The sequence below is a fragment of the Pedobacter sp. genome (assembly GCF_041645105.1).
Taxonomy (GTDB): Bacteria; Bacteroidota; Bacteroidia; order Sphingobacteriales; family Sphingobacteriaceae; genus Pedobacter.
Genome location: NZ_JBAZQQ010000004.1, coordinates 430,540 through 448,539 on the forward strand (window position 1 = coordinate 430,540; position 18,000 = coordinate 448,539).

Genomic DNA, 18,000 nt, shown 5'->3' on the forward strand with positions numbered 1-18,000 from the left:
AGAAAACATGAATATTGTAAATATATTAGAAGAGATAGAAAAAGTAGATGGTGAGATCTATGAGAGATTAAACCCGAGAAGAGCAGCAATGAAAGATTTTTTTAATCTTGGGAAAAAAGTTGCTTTATCTGCCGCACCACTTGCATTGGGTTCCATGTTTACAAAGGCATACGGACAAACTGCGCCATCCGCGGTCATTGATGTGTTAAACTATGCTTTAACTCTCGAATATCTGGAATATCATTTTTATAACCATTCTTTACTTGCAGCTCCTGGTCTAATTCCGGCTGGAGCTGCAACTACCGCAATTACGACAATCCGTGATCATGAAAAAGCACACGTAGATTTACTGAAAGGCGCAATTACAGCTAATGGTGGTACGCCGGTTTCTTTTACTTATGATCAGTTCGACTTTACAGCCAAGAACACCTTTCCAACAGTATATACAAATTATGATACTTTTCTTGCCGTAGCACAAGCATTTGAGGATACAGGGGTAAGGGCATATAAAGGACAAGCAACCGCACTAAAAGGAATGGCAGTTTTAACTACAGCCTTGCAAATTCATTCAGTAGAAGCTCGTCACGCTGCACATATACGTTCAATGAGAGCGGCGCGCGGAGCGACCATCAAACCCTGGATCAGTCTTGGACCTGGTGATGTTGCCAATGATACTGGGATTGCTGCCGTTAATGATGTTTATGCAGGTGAAAATCTCGATGCGCAGGCTGGTATAACCATTACAGGCATAGCTACCGGTGTAACAAAAGCTGCGGCTGTAGAAAGCTTTGACGAACCTTTAACTAAACCAGCTGTCTTAGCTATAGCTAGTTTATTTATCAAATAAAGAACAGTTAGGTAAATAGTAATGCCCCGTAGGTTTCTAATCACCTGCGGGGTTTTATATTTTAAAGTCCCACTTTACCGTCTGCCCAAAATGGTTGTGTATAAATGTTATTACTTTGTATTCCTTTCTCTTTTAACGCTTTTCTAAATGTTTGGATTGATTTTGCATTGCCCATCAAATAAAAATATCCGTTTTTCCATAAGTCCCAAATTTTAACATCTAAGTTTCTTAAACTATCAATTGCATATTCAGCTTTGTTTATTGATTTTGGTACCATATCCAACATCAGCCCTGTGTTTTTTAGTTCTTGAATAGAAATATCGTCCATTTCCAAAATGCCCAAGTAATTATTCTCGTCACCATTTACTTTGTCCTTTAGGCTTTTGAAAACACTTATACAAGTTTCATCCCCAAAGAAGAAATGATGTTTAGCTTCTTGTTTATAAATATTAAAACCTCTGGGTAAACCAATAGTTAATTGGTCGCCGGTTTGTAGATTATTTATAAAATGACTTCCCGGTCCATTTCCGTGAATATGAAAAATGACTTCAAATGTTCCTAGTTCGCTATCCCATTTACTGGGCGTATAATTTCTATAATTCCTGTTGTCAACTCGAATTATTATAGCTTGTCCTATTTTGAATTTGACATTCGGAAATGTCCCTTTAAATATAATAGCTTTAACTTTTTTGCTTATCATTTCAGTTGAAACCACACTTACTTTACAAATTCTGTTACTAAAAGCAAACTCAAGAAAATCGCCTATAAATTTTGGTGCTGTTGGCATAATTGCGCTGTATTAATTTTATGCAAAATTGATACAAGCCTGAAAATTTATAGATAGATATATAGGGGTAATGATAGGACTATTTACGGAATTTTCTTCGAAAACTTATTGGGGTTTCATTAGTTACTTTCTTAAATATTCTTGAAAAATAGGAATGATCTTCAAATCCAAGAGTAAAAGCAATTTCTTTTACATCATTTTCGGTGTAATACAAGAACCTTTGAGCTTCTATAATCATAGCGTTTTGAAGCCAATATGTTGGTGATTTTCCAGTATTTTCGCTTACACAGTCAGTCAAATGCGAAGGACTAATGTTTAGTTTTTTTGCAAAAAATGAAGGGCTTTTTAAAAAATTATTTCTATTGATGAGTTTCTTAAAATTTGTAGAAATCAAAGCTGATTGATTTTTGGCTTTAGGGATAGTTTTTTCTGACGATTGAAACAAATCTGCAAATTCGTAAATCAAAGCGTTGAAAAGTCCATTGATAATTTGTGGTTTGTTTTGTTTTTGTGTGTGAAAAGAGTTATACAATAATGAAATATGACTAATAAGATCTTCTTGAAAAATACCATCTATTTTTTTTCCTTGTTCAGCTATTGCTATACTTTGAAATATTTCTAAACAACTGTCAGGAATCAGAAAAGGTGCAATGCTTATAAAATATCCAATCGTATTGTTCGTAATTTGCTTAACAGAATGTACTTGAAAAGGTCTAATAAATCCAACACCAATTGATTCTAATACAACTTCTTCCCCGTCGCAGAGTATCACAACATTACCTTCTGTTAATACAAAGAAGATAAAGTAATCATCTCTATGGACACCCATTTTTTCAGTTGGATAGTCTGTGTCCTTGGTAAATAATTTTACAACATGGATTCCGCCAATCGCTTCGCTACTTTGATTAAAAACTGGTATGTCAGATTTTACTTTCAATATTTATATAGAAACATTACCCGCAACAATAAGCTGAGTCATGGTTGGTGTTGGACTTCCGCCACGTTTTTCCAGGGTAACAGCAAAAGTTTGCGCATCCGCAATAGCTTTCATGTTTATCAGAATTTGTGAACTGTCAGCTTTCACATCAAATACACCTAAATCTACAGGTTTACCATTTACAAGAGCCCAAAGCTGATATTGATGATCAGCATCATTTAGTGGGAGTTGCATTTTCGATTGATCTACAATTACATTTTGCTTAGAAGTATCCCAATAAACTACCATTTTAGCATTGGGATCCATCTTTGTTCCAGCAAGCTGTACAATTTTCCAGGCTGGATTGGTCACCATATCTGCAATCTTTTGCAAATCAGCATTCGACTGCTTAATATAATTTACTGTAGTAGTATATTGTTCTTTCTCAGTGCTTAGTAATGCAATTTGATCTTTAGCATTGCCTAATTCATTGTGTGTATTATACAGTGCAACGCCACTAACAACAAGTAATGCAGCACATGCTGCAAGTGCAATACGTAAGGTTTTTATTTTCGATTCGTAAGGCGCATAATTAAATGGAATAATAGGGATTGCATCCTGCACAGAAGGTTTACTTATCTCGGCTAATATTTTACTTTCAATATTGGGATTAGGTGCTACTGCGTTTTTTTGTGCATACTGTTCCATAGCAATTTCAATAGCTTCAATCTCCTGTTTTATTTCAGGATGTTTTGCTGCCATATCTTCTACTTCGGCTTGTTCTATTGCATTTAATTGCCCTAGAACGTAAAGCTCAAGTATGCCTGATTCAATATATGTTTTTAGTTCTTCCAATTTAATTAAAATACTTTCTAAGCTCTAAAATTGCCATTCTGAGGCGTGTTTTTACGGTACCCAAAGGTAAGTTCAATTCTTCAGCAGTTTCAACATGTGTATAGCCTTTAAAATACACCATATCTAATACATTATTGTATTCAGGTTTTAGTGTATCAACTATATCTTTCAATCCCAGTAAATCTGCATTAAAGGTAATTTCTTTTTGTGCATCAATGAAATCTACGTTATTATCGATGTCTTGGTTTTTTTCTGAATTTCTAAAATCTTTAGAACGCACTTTGTCGATAGACAGATTACGTGCAATATTCATCATCCAGGTAAACAAACGACCTTTACTACTATCATAGCTGTCAGCAGCGTTCCATATTTTAATGAAAGTTTCTTGTAAAATATCTTCGGCTACTTCTGTGTGGGGTACTAGCCTGGAGATTACTCCAAATAAGGCCGAGGAATACATATCGTACAATGCGCGTATAGCCAACGTATCCCGACTTTTCAGTTTACTAATGAGTTCTTCTTCAGAAAGGGATACTTTATTTATTGTGCTCAATTGATCTGTAATATAGAGATTATAACATGATCTACGAAATATTTGTTTTGTTTTCAGTGAGTTAATTGTAGGGTAGGGTGATTATAGAATGAACTTTAATAAGCAGCCTAGGTTCTGCCGAACAATAGTATATTTTAAATGATCAAGTTTAGGATAAGGGAAGCCATATTTTATTTTAAAAACACAAGGTGGAACTGCGTTTTCCTCTGAAATTGAAATAAAGGAGAGATCATGTTTATAGTCTCATTATGTTTGCTAACATACTTTCAGATATAAATATGTTAGAAGACCTGAACCTGGTTACTGTGCGAAAGAAGCCAGTCGCAAAACGAGAACAAAGAACCAATAAAAAACCATCCAGAAGAGATGATGAGTTGTGGAAAGGGATTTTGGACGATGTTTTTGAAGATTTTTTACGTTTCTTTTTTTCAGATGCTGATGGGCTATTTAATTTCAATAAGAAGTTTGTTTTTCTTGACAAGGAATTTAATCGATTCTTCCCTCCAGAAGTGAATGCTGTTGGGGTAAGATTCGTTGATAAATTAGTTAAAGTGTATTTAAAAGATGGGGGTTCTAAATTTATACTTGTGCATGTAGAGGTTCAGGGTAACAAGGGACACGAAGATTTGGGATTAAGGATGTTCCGGTATTTTTATAGAACCAAAGACAAGCACAATACATCAATCACTGCATTTGCAGTTTTAATAGACGATGTTAAAAGTTACCATCCTAAATCATATAAAGAGGAATATCTGGGCACAAAGCTTAGTTACGAATTTAATACCTATAAGATTTTTGATCAGGATGAAGCAGAGTTGAGGGCGAATCCTAATCCTTTTGCTGTTGTAGCATTAACAGTTCTAATGGCTTTAAAAAACAAGAAAATTAAGGACGAAGATTTAAAAAGGATTAAGATTGATTTGACACGTGAATTGATCAAAAGGAAGTTGGATAAAAGGAAACGGGATAAAATTATGGCATTTCTGACTTACTACGTAAGTTTTGAGAAGCCGGAAATGATGATTAAGTTTGAAGAAGAAGTTGAACAATTAAAAGGAAATAAAGAACCTATGGGCGTTATAGAGATATTAATGGAAAGACGGGAGAAACAGGGAATTGAGAAAGGAATTGAAAAAGGAATTGAGAAAGGAATTTATCAAAGAAGTTTGGAAATTGCCCGTGAAATGAAAAAGGATAAATTTCCTGTTGATAAAATTTCAAAATTCACTAAACTATCTATAGAAGAAATAGAGAAGCTATAGCCAGTAATTCCTTTAAGGAATATCGAGCTCTGCCTTATGGATATTATACAACCACAATACAATATCCTGATAACTATCAGTGCCTTTAGATTGGTTGTTTAATTTTAAAAACCGATCAAAAGCCACATCCATATAAGCGAACATATTGCTGTTGTAAATTTTCCAGAAATTTCTGTCAACTTTTAAATCATTTATGGTAACCGGGTTTATAGTATTGTAAAGCTTTTCATAATCCTCCGGCGATTTCATTTTAATTTCAAAAATGATGTTTTTAAATACTTCGTATGTCGCTGAGTATTGGAAAAGAGGATCGCTGCTATTGCTACCCACCAGGTAGCCAACTAAGTTGGCTTCATCTTCTCTGGCTACACCTAACTGATGAGCTATTTCATGGCAAGTTATAAAGGGTAAAGATGTCCCGGGTAAACGCATATTAACATTTGCCTCGCCGGAAAGCGGACTGTAATATCCCTCAATTCCTATTTTAGTGATTACCCAACTATTTAGTACTGGTTTAACAGAAGGATTTTTATAAGTAAAGAAAGCATTTTTTTGCTGCATCCCATCGTAAGCAACTTTGGCTTTTTGACGGAGTTCCTGGATGCTATAATTTACTCTTTTAACATGCTGAAATTGGTTGAGACGATTAATGAAGTATTGTCCAAGGGAAACCAATTGTGCAGTAGTATACTTTTCATCACTAATATTTAGCTGTTTCGCTATTGGTAAGCGCGAATAATTTAGTCCCCACAATACTTTAAATACCAAATACAGTATCAAAAAGAAATTAATAACCTGTAAGGGTATATTTATACGATCTGCTCTTTTTAACCTCTTTTGAACTACCTTTTTATAAAATAAATACAGACTTCTCAGTACAAATAAGATGAGCAATAAGTACAGGAAATCACCCAAAGCAAAGGGGACTATACTGCTGATAAATCGCTGTATAACAGAAGTGAATCTGTATAATCCCTGTGCGTAATATTGCTCTACCCAATTGCTGTTGAAGCCAATAGCATATACCAATGCCGAAAGGACAAAAAGCAAGATGAATTGCTTTAGCTTAGGCAGGTATACGATATACATTAGCGGTTAAATGAAAGCCTTTGTCCGGTTTCTTGCGTTGTGAAACGCCCTTTTTGATAAGCCAGGTTTCCAGAAACAAAAGTATGGGTAACCTCAGCCTGGAAAGTTTGTCCTTCAAAGGGCGACCAGCCACATTTGTACAATACATTTGTCCGTGTTACTTTAAAAGGATCATTCAGGTTTACAAGTACAAGATCTGCCCAATAACCTTCTCTGATAAAACCTCTCCTGTCGATGTTAAAGCAAGTAGCCACGTTATGAGCTGTCTTTTCTGCGATCTGTGTTAATGATATTTTGTTCTGGTGATACATTTCGAACAACGCAGGTAAAGCATGTTGTACCAATGGGCCACCAGAAGGTGCTTGTAGATAAGGTTGTTCCTTTTCTTCAATCGTATGTGGCGCATGGTCCGTAGCAATGATGTCGATATAACCATCCAATAAACCCTTTAAAATGCCATCTTTATCTGATGCTGTTTTTACTGCCGGGTTCCATTTGATCCAGTTGCCTTTTGTAGCATAATCTCGATCGTCAAACCAAAGGTGATGAACACAAGCTTCGGCAGTTATTTTTTTATCTGTAAGCGGTGTTTTATTGTCGAACAATGCTACTTCCCTTGCTGTTGAAATGTGCAGGATATGTAATCTTGTATCATATTTCTTAGCCAGTTCTACTGCTAATGAAGAAGATTTATAACAAGCCTCAGCACTGCGGATTAATGGATGCATGTCTATGGTGATGTTATCGCCATATTTTGCCTTATACTCAGCCATATTCTGTTGTATGGTCTGTTCATCTTCGCAATGTGTAGCCACAAGCATTGGGGCCTCTCTAAAGATGTTTTCCAATACTTTTTCATTATCAACCAGCATATTTCCGGTCGAAGAGCCCATGAATACCTTAATACCACAAACGTTTTTAGGATCGGTTTTCAATACCTCATCCAGGTTGTTATTGGATGCTCCCATGAAAAAGGAGTAATTTGCCAATGACATTTCTGATGCAATTGCATACTTGTCTGCCAGTAGTTCTTGAGTTAAAGTATTGGGTACAGTGTTTGGCATTTCCATGAAAGAGGTGATCCCTCCGGCAACGGCTGCCATGCTTTCTGTAAAAATATCTGCTTTATGTGTTAATCCAGGCTCTCTGAAGTGCACCTGATCATCAATCATCCCAGGAAAAAGATGTAAGCCTTCAGCATTGATTTCCTGATCGGCAGGAGCATCAATATGAGGTGCTATTTTTTCAATTAATCCATTTTTAATGAGCAGGTCGGCAACTATAATTTGCCCCTCGTTCACTATTGAAGCAGCTTTTATCAGAATGGTATTCATATTGCCAAAACTACAAAAAACTCTTATTATATATTACAGGTAGTAATATTTGTAATATACTTTTTCAACTTGATGTCACAGTTTGTGATATCAAGTTGGAAAAGTAGTTTTCACTAATGACTAAATAAATTTTGTCTATTTTTGCACAATGGCGAAAAGCTTCGAAGAATTTAATTTAAACAGGCAAATCTTAAACGCCGTGGCGGATGCAGGATTTACTACTGCAACCCCGATACAGGAAAAAGCAATTGCACCCGTTTTGTCGGGACAAGATATTTTTGGAATTGCACAAACAGGCACAGGTAAAACTGCGGCCTACGTTTTACCAATTTTAATGCAACTGAAATATACTCAGGGCGATTCAGCCCGTGCATTGATTTTGGCACCAACAAGAGAGTTGGCCATGCAAATAGCAGAACATGTAAAAATGTTCTCTACCTATACAGATCTACGTTCAGTAGTAGTATATGGAGGTATAGGTCCTAAAACTCAGATTGAACAAATAAAAGCTGGCGTAGATATTATCATTGCTACACCTGGAAGGTTCCTTGATATTTATCTGGCAGGACATATCAATACCCAATATTTAAAATTTTTAGTGCTTGATGAAGCCGATAAAATGATGGATATGGGCTTCATTGGTTCTATCCACAGAATTCTGGAAATTGTACCGCGTAAAAGGCAAAATCTGCTTTTCTCGGCAACGATGAGTAACCTTGTGCAAAAGATAGCAGGAGATTTCCTTAAAAATCCAACCGTTATTGAAGTAGCAGAACAGGCAACTCCGGCAGCTACAGTTACGCAGACATTGTACGAAGTTCCGAACTTTAAAACCAAAATCAATTTATTGCAGCACCTACTGAAAAACGATGAGGAGTTTAAACGCCTAATCATTTTCTGTAAGACTAAAACTGTTGCAGATAATATATTCAGTTTTATTGTGCGCCGTTTTGGTGAAGAAGCTGTAAGGGTAATCCATGCCAATAAAGGTCAAAATACAAGAATCAACTCCATTAATGCCTTTAAAGAAGGTAATGTACGGGTTTTAGTGGCTACAGATGTTGCTTCCAGAGGGATTGATGTGACAGAGGTAAGTCATGTAATTAATTTTGATGTACCAATCATTATAGAAGATTATGTACACAGGATTGGAAGAACAGGTAGGGCTTACTCTAAAGGTGATGCTTTAACATTCTGTAATCCGTCCGAGAAATATTACATTGAGAAAATAGAGAAACTCATCAGACAACAGATTCCTGTTGTACCTTTGCCGCCAGAAGTTTTTGTTGAAGAAACTCAATACGAGGAGAAACAAGCCATTGCCCGTGCAATAGATGATCAGAAACGTAGGGAAGATCCTGATTTTAAAGGAGCATTCCATGAGAAAAAACATGCGGCCGCAATTGCAGCTGCAGCTAGAAACAAAACCAACAAACAACCGGCCTGGAAAAAGAAGAAGTTTAAAAAGTAGTCTTTAAAAGCTAAACGGAATTGAAAGTAAAGTTAACCCCGCTTAATATTGTTTCGGCATTATCTCTGGTAGTTGCTGTATTGGTACTATTGGAAAAAAAACCGTCAGGATATAACAGTCATGTCAACATAACAGGACTGTTAGCAGGCTTTTGTTTGTTAACAGCAGTAATCGCTTTTATCTCCGACCTTATTTTCAGAAGATTCGTTCCAAGCCTTAAAAAGCTGTGGATAATCGAAAGTGTGTTAATCGTTTTTATCGTCATTTTAATATTTATAATAAAATCTAGTGTAGTATAATGAAAGAAGCAGAAATCAAAATCACAGTTCAACTGGATGATAATAATGTGCCCGAAAATATAATGTGGGAATCGACAGATGCGGAAACAAAAGAGCAAGTGCCTGTTAAATCAATGATGTTGGCCCTTTGGGATCACAATTACAAAAACTCAATGCGTATAGATCTGTGGACTAAAGATATGCCTGTTGATGAAATGAAAAGGTTCTTCTACGAAACTTTACAGACCATGGGAGACAGCTTTTTAAAAGCTACAGGTGAAAACCTGATTGTAGAAGATTTGCGTGATTACTGTGCGCATTTCGCAGATAAAATGGGGATCAATACACAAGGATAATCAGCATGAGAACGCAAGGGATTGTTGGTGCGGCATTGATGGCTATTGGAGGAATGTGTCCACTGGTTCGTGTACCAATTATGGGAAACTGGAATTATTTTGATCTTGACCAAACACTGGCCATTACTTTTTATGTAATGGTTGTTGTCGGGTTAATCGGAGCATTTACCGGAAAAGCAGGCATGATAAAATTTGCCGGATGGGCAGCGCTTGTACTTGTAGCAGTTACGCTTGCCGGAGTATATTTTAAAGCACATGATTCGTTCGGTTTCCTTCACTTTAAAAAGGCGGTAAACTTTGCTGCCGGCTTGGTAAAATACAAATGGGGATGGTATGTAATTGCTGCCGGAGCCTTTTTACTCATTACGGTTAGAAAACCTAAACCGGTTGTTGTTGTACAGGAACCAGTTATATAATATTTATAATCATTAAGCGATCAGTTCAGGTCGCTTAATGATTTATGTTTGCGCTTACGCTTATACTGACTCTGTTTCAGATTTTCGTTCCCACTAATGATGCTGATATTTCCATCAGCTTCCATAATAGCTAATTTTACATCTTTATACTTTTCTATCCCATGCTCTCTGATGGCCTCTTGAAGTTCTTCATTAGTGATGCCGAGCTTGCTCAACATCGTGAAATCAAGATTTCCATTGTGGATAAGGATTTCCGGCTTCTCAGAAATAAGGTTTCTGAATCTTGCATTTTTAAACATCAGCTTCTTTAACAGGTAATTAAGCAGAAATAATACAGCAGCTGCAACCAGGCCACCTGCTAAACTGGTGTTGTTACCTACCATCGCATTCTGCACAGAATTACTAATCAATAAAATTAAAACGACATCAGTCGTGTTTAACTGAGAAAGCTCTTTTTTCCCGGTTAAGCGAATGGCTATCAGCATAAAAGCATAAACAGCCAGACTCCGTAAGATAATGTCCAGGTATTCGTTCATGATCATAAATATAACACATATTTCTGCTGTTATTGTATATAAAAAGGGGTATTTAGTTTACTTTAAATAAGTATAGAAGAGTTAACTTACATCAGCTTTTGTAACCTTATTCCAATTATGAATTTCAATAAAACCCGAAAAAGAAAGAAAATGTTTAGATGTATGTCTTTACTGATTTTATTACTAACAGGGCCATTAACCACCTTTGCTGCAACAATTACTGTAGCTTCTTTAGCCGAGTTACAAAAAGCAATAGATAAGGCTGTTGCCGGTGATGTGATTTTGCTTAAAAGCGGTGTTTATGTCAGTACTGAAGATATTATCGTTAAACGTGCAGGTACTAAAGAAAAGCCGATTACCATTGCGGCTCAAACGATAGGGGAGACAGAAATCTCAGGAACTGGCGGTATCGGTATTAAAAGTCCGGGAGCCTATATCATCGTAAGAGGTTTTAAGTTTAGCAACTCGGCGGGTAAGAATGATCTGGCTGGGGGAACAGCTTTTTGTCAGTGGACCAGGAACATTTTCGAGTGTCCGGGTGAAGGCAATTACCTAACTATAAACGGAGCTGATCATCAGGTGGATTACAATACTTTTCAGAACAAAAATTCAATGGGTAAATTTATTGGAGTTCGGGGAACAGGAAAACAGATTGCTGAGCGTTTATGGATTCATCACAATTACTTCTATAACTTTTCTCCGCAGACCGGGAATGGGGCAGAGGCAGTGCAGTTTGGTTTAAGCGGCTTTAGTCTTTCTTCCAGCAATAGCATTTTTGAACATAATTTGTTTGAAAAATGTGATGGAGAAGCGGAATTGTTGTCTGTTAAATCTTCTGCGGTAACTGTTAGGTACAATACTGTGCGCGATTGCAAGGCACATATTACCTTAAGACATGGTAATTTCAATAAGGTGTATGGTAACTATTTCAGTAACACACCGGGTTTAAGAATTTTTGGAGACGATCATCTTATATACAGCAACTATTTCGAAAACTGTAACCCTGCAATTAATATCGGAAATGGTGGTGCAGAAGTTGCAGATGGAGCACCCTTGACTTCCCATGATCGTCCAGATAGGGTGTTGATTGCTTTTAATACATTGGTTAACAATAAAAAGAACATTGTTCTTAATCCGAGGAAACCAGTAGAATTAGGGGCTACTCATATTACCATTATCAACAATGTGATTCAAGGTGGAGAAGAAGCCGCTTTGATCAATGGCCCTTTTCTTAATCCTAAATGGGAGGGGAACATTATTTACCAAACAAAAGGAGCGGGTAATATGCCTGAGGGAAGTTATAAAACTTTCGATCCTAAAATGGTTAGAAATGCGACCGGAACTTTTCATCTTTCTGCTGCCAGCGCTGGTTTAAATGCTACTGGGGTATATCCATTGATCACAGTTGATATGGATGGCCAGGCTCGTAAACAACCCTTGCAGGTAGGTGCAGATCAGATTGCAAAGGATCCCGTTATTGCCAGGATTTTGACGCCAGAATTAGTTGGATATAAAGCAAAGTGACTTGGTCGGTCACTTGGTCGGTGACTTGTTCGGTGACTTATTCGCTGATGTGTTTGGTACTAGTTAATTATCTTTCCGATATCTAGCTCCTAAAGGAGTCAGCTTGTATTTTTGAAATCTGCTATTTGGTTTGTCAGGGAGGGTCATTTCGATTAATCCCAATGTTAAAGCAACCTGTAAATAGGTATAAAGGAATGTTTGACGATGCTTTATACCTAATTTAATCATTAGTTCTTTGCTAGATTCTGCTTCTTGCCCAAAGCAGATCAATAGACTAATGACTTGTTCGGTTACTTAGTCGGTCACTTAGTCGGTTTCGGGTGTTGCTGAGGGTAAATTGTATCTGTGCTGGGATTAAGTTTCTTTATACTTTCTTCCACAGGTAAGTTTTCGGGCATAGTACCACCAATGTCCTTGATCGTTTGACGTACCCTAGTCCCAACATCAAAATGTGTTTTATTCGCCTTTGATTTTTCTCTGACCTGATCCCGTTTCAATTTGTCTTCAGTCTGGGTAGCGCGAAACAGATTTGCCGCCAACTCTGTGCTGCCCATATGATCTAAAATATTTTCACTTTTCTTTAAACCTTTATTGGTGTGGATTGCCTTAGCATCGAAACCACCATATAAACCTTTATATCCATGGTTTTGAAAGATGGCATAGTCTCTTGAACTAATTACGCCAGCATCCTTCGCTGCGTCTGCAAGGTTTAGATTATGTCGTTTAAGTTCCTTACGTAGGAAAATTCGTTTTTCATCCTCAGTACTTAATTGACTATATTCTTCCATTTGCCTTATTTCTTGCAATCTGGTTTGCACAGCGAAATAAGTTTGACCAAGAGCCACTACTTCTTTTGATGGGTCGGCATTCTGGACAATTAAATAGCATGCGTATCGGGAAAGTTTAATATTGGATATTGTTCGATTAGCACTTGAACCAATTGTAACCATTTCGTTGAAGTCAACGAAATGGTTTTCTATCTGCTGCTCGCTATTTTTACAGGCAACTTTAGCCTTTTCTATTACGACAAGGAAATTTCTGAAATCAGTATATTCCAGTGCTTTAGAGAGTTTTCTTGCTCCCCAAAACTCATTTCCATTTTCATCTATTTCTTTAATCTGTTCAAAAATAGGTAGGGAAGAGGATTGATGGTTTTTCATATTTTGCTTATTGTTTGTTAATCAAACGTAATTATAAAATAACTATTAGTGTTTATTTTTTCTGTATTTGTAATAATTTAAGATTTTGTGTAATTTTTTAGGAATTTGAACTAATATTTGGTATCCTTTCCATTTTTATAAAAGGAACAAGTAACCAATATCAATTATGACCTATTTAGCATGGCTAAAAATTGTTGTTATTGCCAGGATTTTAACCCCTGAATTGGTTGGATATAAAGCGAAATAGTATCTTTGTCGCTACATGAATTTAAGTAGCCAGGTAAAACACTTAGTTAAAAAGGAATTGCTGCTGGAGTGGCGCTCAAAATATGCCCTAAACGGTGTGTTGTTGTATGTGGTTTCTACAGTGTTTGTATGTTTCTTATCTTTTGTAAGTATTGACATCATTACCTGGAATGCGTTGTTTTGGATCATTATGCTTTTCGCATCAATAAACGCAGTTTCTAAAAGCTTTTTACAGGAAAGCAAAGGCAGACAACTTTACATATATACCATTGCAAGTCCTATAGCATTAATCATTAGTAAAACGATTTATAACGTACTGTTGATGACCTTGCTTACAGTTATTGCACTGAGTTTTCACATGATGGTATTCGGTCGTGTGCCTCAGGATTTACTGATGTACTTTATCGCGACAATTTTAGGGAGTCTTAGTTTTTCAACCATATTTACTATGATTTCTGCAATTGCATCCAAGGCAGGAAATGGTGGTATGCTGATGGCTATCCTTGGCTTCCCTATTATAATTCCAGTATTGGTTGTATTGATCAAGCTCACAAAAAATGCAATTGATGGACTAGACAGAAGTGTAAGCTGGGATGAGGTTGGGATATTGCTGGTCATCAACGTGCTGGTTATGGCAGTGTCTCTATTGCTATTTCCGTATTTGTGGCGGGATTAAGTGTATGTGGAGTTAGTTAAGCTAATATATCCGACAAAAAGGTGGAGCCAGAGCAAAAGAACTTAAAAATTTCGCTGGATTCAGGGATGTTTTTGTAAACAGGATATGCGTAGTTTTGGCAAATGACATTTTCTACAGCATACAAAAAATTGCTCGGTCTTTTATTATGTTCATTTGTCGCTAATCTGAGCACACATGCGCAATCGCGATTTCCTACTTTGGAAGTAAACGAGACTTTTAAAGTTACTGTCGATGAAACGGAAAAAGGCATTGTTGCAAAGCTGAATAATAATAAAACGGTGTTCCTTAAAAAATGGAAACGGGCGCTTTCTTTTATTGAAACTTACGACGTCAATAATGACGGTCATATGGATCTGGTTCTCAACTCGGAAGAACATCAGCCAAATCATGCCCTTATATTTTTATTTGAGCCTAAATCTTCATCTTATAAGGAACTCAGCTATCCGGGCCATGAATTCAGTAACCTCATCATCACCGAGCAAGAGCCTGGCATGATCATCAGCTATATCAATGCGCAGGAATGGCTTAAATTCGGATTTAATAAGCAATCAGAACTGTATCGCAGTGGAGAGTCACGGGTATTGAATGACTATCAACTTGCGCTTAACCTCTATCAAATCCGTATGTATAACTTAGACGGGAGCGTAAAAAGCGTAAAACTAGAAACTTTTGAAAATGAAAAGATACCTCTACTTGAAGTACAGGTAGCAAGGCTTCGATTATACGATGAACCAGGATATAACGCTGGATCTAATATCTATGTCGAAAAAGGTGCTCTACTCGAAATCACCGCTTTTGAAGGAAAGGAGTGGCTAAAAATAAAATATAAATATGCTAAAGAAACCCTGGAACGATGGGTCAATGTCTCAGAATTAAAGATGGATATTAGCAAACTTCAGTATGTGGAGGACAAAAATGGCCTAAACCTTGTCATGATAGATCCTCAGCATGGAAATGGTAGCTTTTATTTCTGTATCGCACTGAACAATTATTCCAACAAAGTATTCGAATCCTCTTACGGAAAAATTTACATTTTTTTGGAAAATGAGAACGGCAACAAACTCCTATACCCTCTTTACAATACAGGAGATTTAAACCTACCGCCACAAAATCCTAAAGATACGCATATCAATAAAGCGGATGGAAAGTGGTTTAAACCTGGAGCTGTAATTGATGACAATATGGTCCAATGGGATGTTGAAAAAAAACAGTTCGTTATTTTTCATGATAAAAGTGAGAACGACGAGGTGGATGAGTACCCTTATGTACCATTCTTTCCAGACGGTTTATCCGCTGGAAAATATAAAATGTCCGCTGTTTTTATAGACAGTGAATCTCATCAAAAACCATTAGTATCGAACACGCAGGAGCTGAAATTCCCTTTGAAAAAAATTGCAATAAACCAAAACCAAAAACGATGATCAACAAACTTTTACTATTCCTCATACTTTTCACAATCGGTTCAGCAACCGCCCAGACCCCTGTTATCTTTGATGCTATCGGTTTTGATAATAGTTCTCCTTTTGTAAAAGTGAGAAAAGCCAGTGAAATTTATTTCTGTCATCCAGTTACCGGAGTGTTAGTCGATGATGTTAAAGATCATTCAGGCGACTTGCTTTCGGTAGTGAAAGACGGAGCGTATGCAGTGGTCCACACAAATGGAAAATTATTAAGCGACTTTGAATACGATGAGGTGACTTTACTTACCCATTATGACGGGCAATGGTATGCGGGAATCCATTACAATTATCAGTTTGCACAAACGAAAAAAAAGGGAAAGTATGGACTTATCGACCAGCAGGGAAAAGTAATTTGCGAACCACGTTTCCAGGAATTGGAGATCATAAACAAAGATATCATTGGTTTTAAAGAAAACAATAAATGGGGATGGCTAAGTGCAACGGATGGTGAAATTATACAGCCTCCTTTATATGATGAATTGGGCAGAAATTATCTATTTAAAGATATGCTTCAAATTCATCTCAATGGAAAACAAGGAATAGCACATAAAAGTGGTAAAGTAGTTATTCCTCCAACCTACGAAGGCCTGAGCAACATCTTCCTTAAAACCAGAAAGTACACTGCTTTTTTTCAAAATAATGCCTATGGTCTGATAGACTCTCTGGGGACTGTAGTAGTTCCTGCAGTCCACAAATCACTAATTCCTGTTAGAGGAAGTGATTTTCTTAAGATTGAAGAACGTGGTCTGCAAGGGCTCATTGATGCTACCGGAAAAGAAGTCACCCCTCCATTGTATGATAAGATCAATGATTTTGTAAGAGGTCATGCTATTGTCGAAAAGGCGGGTAGGGTAGGACTAATTGATGAAAGGGGTGAATTGTTATTGTCGCCCCAGTATGACGAGATCGAGTTCAAAAACTCAGCGGGACAAACAATGTTTGATGGTGTGCGCATATCACTCATGCCTTCTGTTGTAAATGCTTCCAAAGAATACCTTGAAAGGCTAGCAGCTGAAGCTAAAGTGGATGCGATGCCCTATTATCTAAGGGTAAAAGACAGGGGTAAAGTAGGAATTTTCGATTGGCAAAAGGCAAAACCTATTTTGCCGGCAAATTTTACGGAAATCGCCATCGTAAATCAGCAAGGGGAAACTTATTTTTATGCTGTAAATGGGAATCTCTATGGAATTTACGATAAACTGGGTAAAGAAATATTACCTCCGAAATACCGTGTACAGTCCGATATCTATATCAATCGAAGATACACCTATGGCGATCTTAACGAAAGTCCTTATATTTTCCCGGTTTATGATGATAAACGACTGGGCATCTACAACAGTCTAAAGAAACAGTTTATTATTCCAGTAGGCAATGTAGAAATCACCTGGTTAAATGCCCAAATTTTTGAGATTAGGAGAAAAGAGGAGGGAACGGGCTATACCCAAGAATCGGCAGTATATAACAGCAATGGAGAAGTAGTGATACCGTTCACTAAAGATATTTATCTTGTAAAGATGCTCACCGATAACCTCCTGCAGGCAGAACAAGGCTCACAATATGTCATTTATAACATGAAAGGTGAAAAAGTGTTTGAACGTCCAGAATGGAACAGGAGCGGCTACTACAACAATTATAAAATACCGGAAACTGGAAAGGAGGATGCCAAACCTTTTCAAAGTGGACTTTTCAAGATCAAGATTAAGGGAGATAATTTATTTATTGATGAACAGGGAAAACAGTTTCACTTTAATGACTTTGCCTATGTTGGCGAATTTTATGACAACCTGGCCTGGGTAGTTAGCAAAAGAGGAGATAAAATGCTTTATGGGGCGATTGATACTAAAGGAAATGTAGTTGTTGAACCTCAATTTGACCGTCTGGATGCGATCAATGACCATCCGGATCTGATGCTGGTAAAAAAGAAAGAAAAGTATGGAGTTCTGAACCTTCAGGGCAAAATGATACTTGAGCCTATATATGATATGATCAATAGCTTTTCACCTGAGCTGATAGAGATCACATTAAAAGACAAATCTGGCCTTGTAGATAGAAATGGGAAAATAGTTTTAGAGCCTAGGTTTGATCATCTAAGAAGAAATTATAATGGTAAAAATCGTACATGGCCAATTCTGGCTAAAGAAGGCAATGAGTTCTCATTTATTAATGAAGGAACAAACAAACCAATCATATTAGGGAAATCGAAAATTGAATAA

18 protein-coding genes are annotated in these 18,000 nt (G+C 36.9%); 9 read left to right on the forward strand and 9 right to left on the reverse strand.

Annotation, left to right across the window (positions count from 1 at the left end; all coding sequences use genetic code 11):
* Positions 1-7: 7 nt before the first annotated feature.
* Positions 8-847 (forward strand): ferritin-like domain-containing protein, encoded by an 840-nt coding sequence (locus WC623_RS15130; protein WP_372852507.1) that lies wholly within the window; start codon positions 8-10, stop codon positions 845-847.
* A gap of 61 nt (positions 848-908) precedes the next feature.
* Here the strand turns inward: WC623_RS15130 and WC623_RS15135 are convergent, their stop codons facing one another.
* The 4 genes from WC623_RS15135 to WC623_RS15150 form a co-directional block, all read right to left on the reverse strand.
* A complete protein-coding gene (locus WC623_RS15135; protein ID WP_372852509.1) occupies positions 909-1,634 on the reverse strand; it encodes an FAD-binding oxidoreductase in 726 nt (241 codons plus the stop codon).
* A 79-nt stretch (positions 1,635-1,713) separates the two neighbouring features.
* Positions 1,714-2,571, reverse strand: a complete 858-nt coding sequence (locus tag WC623_RS15140; protein WP_372852511.1) for a helix-turn-helix domain-containing protein — start codon at positions 2,569-2,571, stop codon at positions 1,714-1,716.
* Between the two features lie 3 nt (positions 2,572-2,574).
* Positions 2,575-3,405 carry an anti-sigma factor domain-containing protein gene (locus WC623_RS15145; RefSeq protein WP_372852513.1) on the reverse strand — a complete coding sequence of 277 codons (831 nt, stop codon included), beginning with the start codon at positions 3,403-3,405 and terminating at the stop codon, positions 2,575-2,577.
* A gap of 1 nt (position 3,406) precedes the next feature.
* Positions 3,407-3,958: an RNA polymerase sigma factor gene (locus tag WC623_RS15150; RefSeq protein ID WP_372852515.1), complete on the reverse strand. Its 552-nt coding sequence runs from the start codon at positions 3,956-3,958 to the stop codon at positions 3,407-3,409.
* Between the two features lie 248 nt (positions 3,959-4,206).
* On the opposite strand from WC623_RS15150, the gene WC623_RS15155 reads away from it, so the two are divergent.
* Positions 4,207-5,220 carry an Rpn family recombination-promoting nuclease/putative transposase gene (locus WC623_RS15155; protein ID WP_372852517.1) on the forward strand — a complete coding sequence of 338 codons (1,014 nt, stop codon included), beginning with the start codon at positions 4,207-4,209 and terminating at the stop codon, positions 5,218-5,220.
* Positions 5,221-5,232: 12 nt separating this feature from the next.
* Here WC623_RS15155 and WC623_RS15160 read toward each other — a convergent pair whose 3' ends face one another.
* Entirely contained in the window at positions 5,233-6,309 is a 1,077-nt protein-coding gene (locus tag WC623_RS15160) for a DUF3810 domain-containing protein (protein WP_372852519.1), read from the reverse strand.
* Positions 6,309-7,643, reverse strand: a complete 1,335-nt coding sequence (locus tag WC623_RS15165; RefSeq protein WP_372852521.1) for a dihydroorotase — start codon at positions 7,641-7,643, stop codon at positions 6,309-6,311. The genes WC623_RS15160 and WC623_RS15165 overlap by 1 nt, the downstream gene beginning before the upstream one ends.
* A 148-nt stretch (positions 7,644-7,791) precedes the next feature.
* On the opposite strand from WC623_RS15165, the gene WC623_RS15170 reads away from it, so the two are divergent.
* The 3 genes from WC623_RS15170 to WC623_RS15180 all read left to right on the forward strand — a co-directional run bounded on the left by WC623_RS15170 (position 7,792) and on the right by WC623_RS15180 (position 10,164).
* Complete coding sequence (locus WC623_RS15170) at positions 7,792-9,114, forward strand: DEAD/DEAH box helicase (RefSeq protein WP_372852523.1); 1,323 nt, start codon at positions 7,792-7,794, stop codon at positions 9,112-9,114.
* A 298-nt stretch (positions 9,115-9,412) separates the two neighbouring features.
* On the forward strand, positions 9,413-9,748 hold the full coding sequence (gene gldC / locus WC623_RS15175; protein WP_316817375.1) for a gliding motility protein GldC: 336 nt from the start codon (positions 9,413-9,415) through the stop codon (positions 9,746-9,748).
* A 5-nt stretch (positions 9,749-9,753) separates the two neighbouring features.
* On the forward strand, positions 9,754-10,164 hold the full coding sequence (locus WC623_RS15180) for a hypothetical protein (RefSeq protein WP_372852526.1): 411 nt from the start codon (positions 9,754-9,756) through the stop codon (positions 10,162-10,164).
* Between the two features lie 20 nt (positions 10,165-10,184).
* Here WC623_RS15180 and WC623_RS15185 read toward each other — a convergent pair whose 3' ends face one another.
* Positions 10,185-10,700: a DUF421 domain-containing protein gene (locus tag WC623_RS15185; RefSeq protein ID WP_372852528.1), complete on the reverse strand. Its 516-nt coding sequence runs from the start codon at positions 10,698-10,700 to the stop codon at positions 10,185-10,187.
* 162 nt (positions 10,701-10,862) lie between these two features.
* On the opposite strand from WC623_RS15185, the gene WC623_RS15190 reads away from it, so the two are divergent.
* Positions 10,863-12,224 (forward strand): polysaccharide lyase 6 family protein, encoded by a 1,362-nt coding sequence (locus WC623_RS15190; RefSeq protein WP_372852530.1) that lies wholly within the window; start codon positions 10,863-10,865, stop codon positions 12,222-12,224.
* 63 nt (positions 12,225-12,287) lie between these two features.
* Here the strand turns inward: WC623_RS15190 and WC623_RS15195 are convergent, their stop codons facing one another.
* Together WC623_RS15195 and dinD are read right to left on the reverse strand one after the other, a co-directional pair.
* Positions 12,288-12,503, reverse strand: a complete 216-nt coding sequence (locus WC623_RS15195; protein WP_372852806.1) for a Fic family protein — start codon at positions 12,501-12,503, stop codon at positions 12,288-12,290.
* 23 nt (positions 12,504-12,526) lie between these two features.
* Positions 12,527-13,384 (reverse strand): DNA damage-inducible protein D, encoded by an 858-nt coding sequence (dinD, locus tag WC623_RS15200; protein ID WP_372852532.1) that lies wholly within the window; start codon positions 13,382-13,384, stop codon positions 12,527-12,529.
* 262 nt (positions 13,385-13,646) lie between these two features.
* Here dinD and WC623_RS15205 point away from each other — a divergent pair, with 262 nt between their 5' ends.
* The 3 genes from WC623_RS15205 (at position 13,647) to WC623_RS15215 (ending at position 18,000) form a co-directional block, all read left to right on the forward strand.
* Positions 13,647-14,306 carry a heme exporter protein CcmB gene (locus WC623_RS15205; RefSeq protein ID WP_349785444.1) on the forward strand — a complete coding sequence of 220 codons (660 nt, stop codon included), beginning with the start codon at positions 13,647-13,649 and terminating at the stop codon, positions 14,304-14,306.
* 122 nt (positions 14,307-14,428) lie between these two features.
* Positions 14,429-15,748, forward strand: a complete 1,320-nt coding sequence (locus WC623_RS15210) for a hypothetical protein (RefSeq protein WP_372852534.1) — start codon at positions 14,429-14,431, stop codon at positions 15,746-15,748.
* Positions 15,745-18,000, forward strand: coding sequence for a WG repeat-containing protein (locus WC623_RS15215; protein WP_372852536.1), 2,256 nt, complete (start codon positions 15,745-15,747; stop codon positions 17,998-18,000). The genes WC623_RS15210 and WC623_RS15215 overlap by 4 nt, the downstream gene beginning before the upstream one ends.

What these genes read in the sequence shown, in the direction of transcription:
- WC623_RS15130 (WP_372852507.1), top strand. Translation starts at nt 8, where the DNA reads ATGAATATTGTAAATATATTAGAAGAGATAGAAAAAGTAGATGGTGAG.
- WC623_RS15135 (WP_372852509.1), bottom strand. Translation starts at nt 1,634, where the DNA reads ATGCCAACAGCACCAAAATTTATAGGCGATTTTCTTGAGTTTGCTTTT.
- WC623_RS15155 (WP_372852517.1), top strand. Translation starts at nt 4,207, where the DNA reads ATGTTTGCTAACATACTTTCAGATATAAATATGTTAGAAGACCTGAAC.
- WC623_RS15160 (WP_372852519.1), bottom strand. Translation starts at nt 6,309, where the DNA reads ATGTATATCGTATACCTGCCTAAGCTAAAGCAATTCATCTTGCTTTTT.
- WC623_RS15165 (WP_372852521.1), bottom strand. Translation starts at nt 7,643, where the DNA reads ATGAATACCATTCTGATAAAAGCTGCTTCAATAGTGAACGAGGGGCAA.
- WC623_RS15170 (WP_372852523.1), top strand. Translation starts at nt 7,792, where the DNA reads ATGGCGAAAAGCTTCGAAGAATTTAATTTAAACAGGCAAATCTTAAAC.
- gldC (WP_316817375.1), top strand. Translation starts at nt 9,413, where the DNA reads ATGAAAGAAGCAGAAATCAAAATCACAGTTCAACTGGATGATAATAAT.
- WC623_RS15180 (WP_372852526.1), top strand. Translation starts at nt 9,754, where the DNA reads ATGAGAACGCAAGGGATTGTTGGTGCGGCATTGATGGCTATTGGAGGA.
- WC623_RS15185 (WP_372852528.1), bottom strand. Translation starts at nt 10,700, where the DNA reads ATGAACGAATACCTGGACATTATCTTACGGAGTCTGGCTGTTTATGCT.
- WC623_RS15190 (WP_372852530.1), top strand. Translation starts at nt 10,863, where the DNA reads ATGTCTTTACTGATTTTATTACTAACAGGGCCATTAACCACCTTTGCT.
- dinD (WP_372852532.1), bottom strand. Translation starts at nt 13,384, where the DNA reads ATGAAAAACCATCAATCCTCTTCCCTACCTATTTTTGAACAGATTAAA.
- WC623_RS15205 (WP_349785444.1), top strand. Translation starts at nt 13,647, where the DNA reads ATGAATTTAAGTAGCCAGGTAAAACACTTAGTTAAAAAGGAATTGCTG.
- WC623_RS15210 (WP_372852534.1), top strand. Translation starts at nt 14,429, where the DNA reads ATGACATTTTCTACAGCATACAAAAAATTGCTCGGTCTTTTATTATGT.
- WC623_RS15215 (WP_372852536.1), top strand. Translation starts at nt 15,745, where the DNA reads ATGATCAACAAACTTTTACTATTCCTCATACTTTTCACAATCGGTTCA.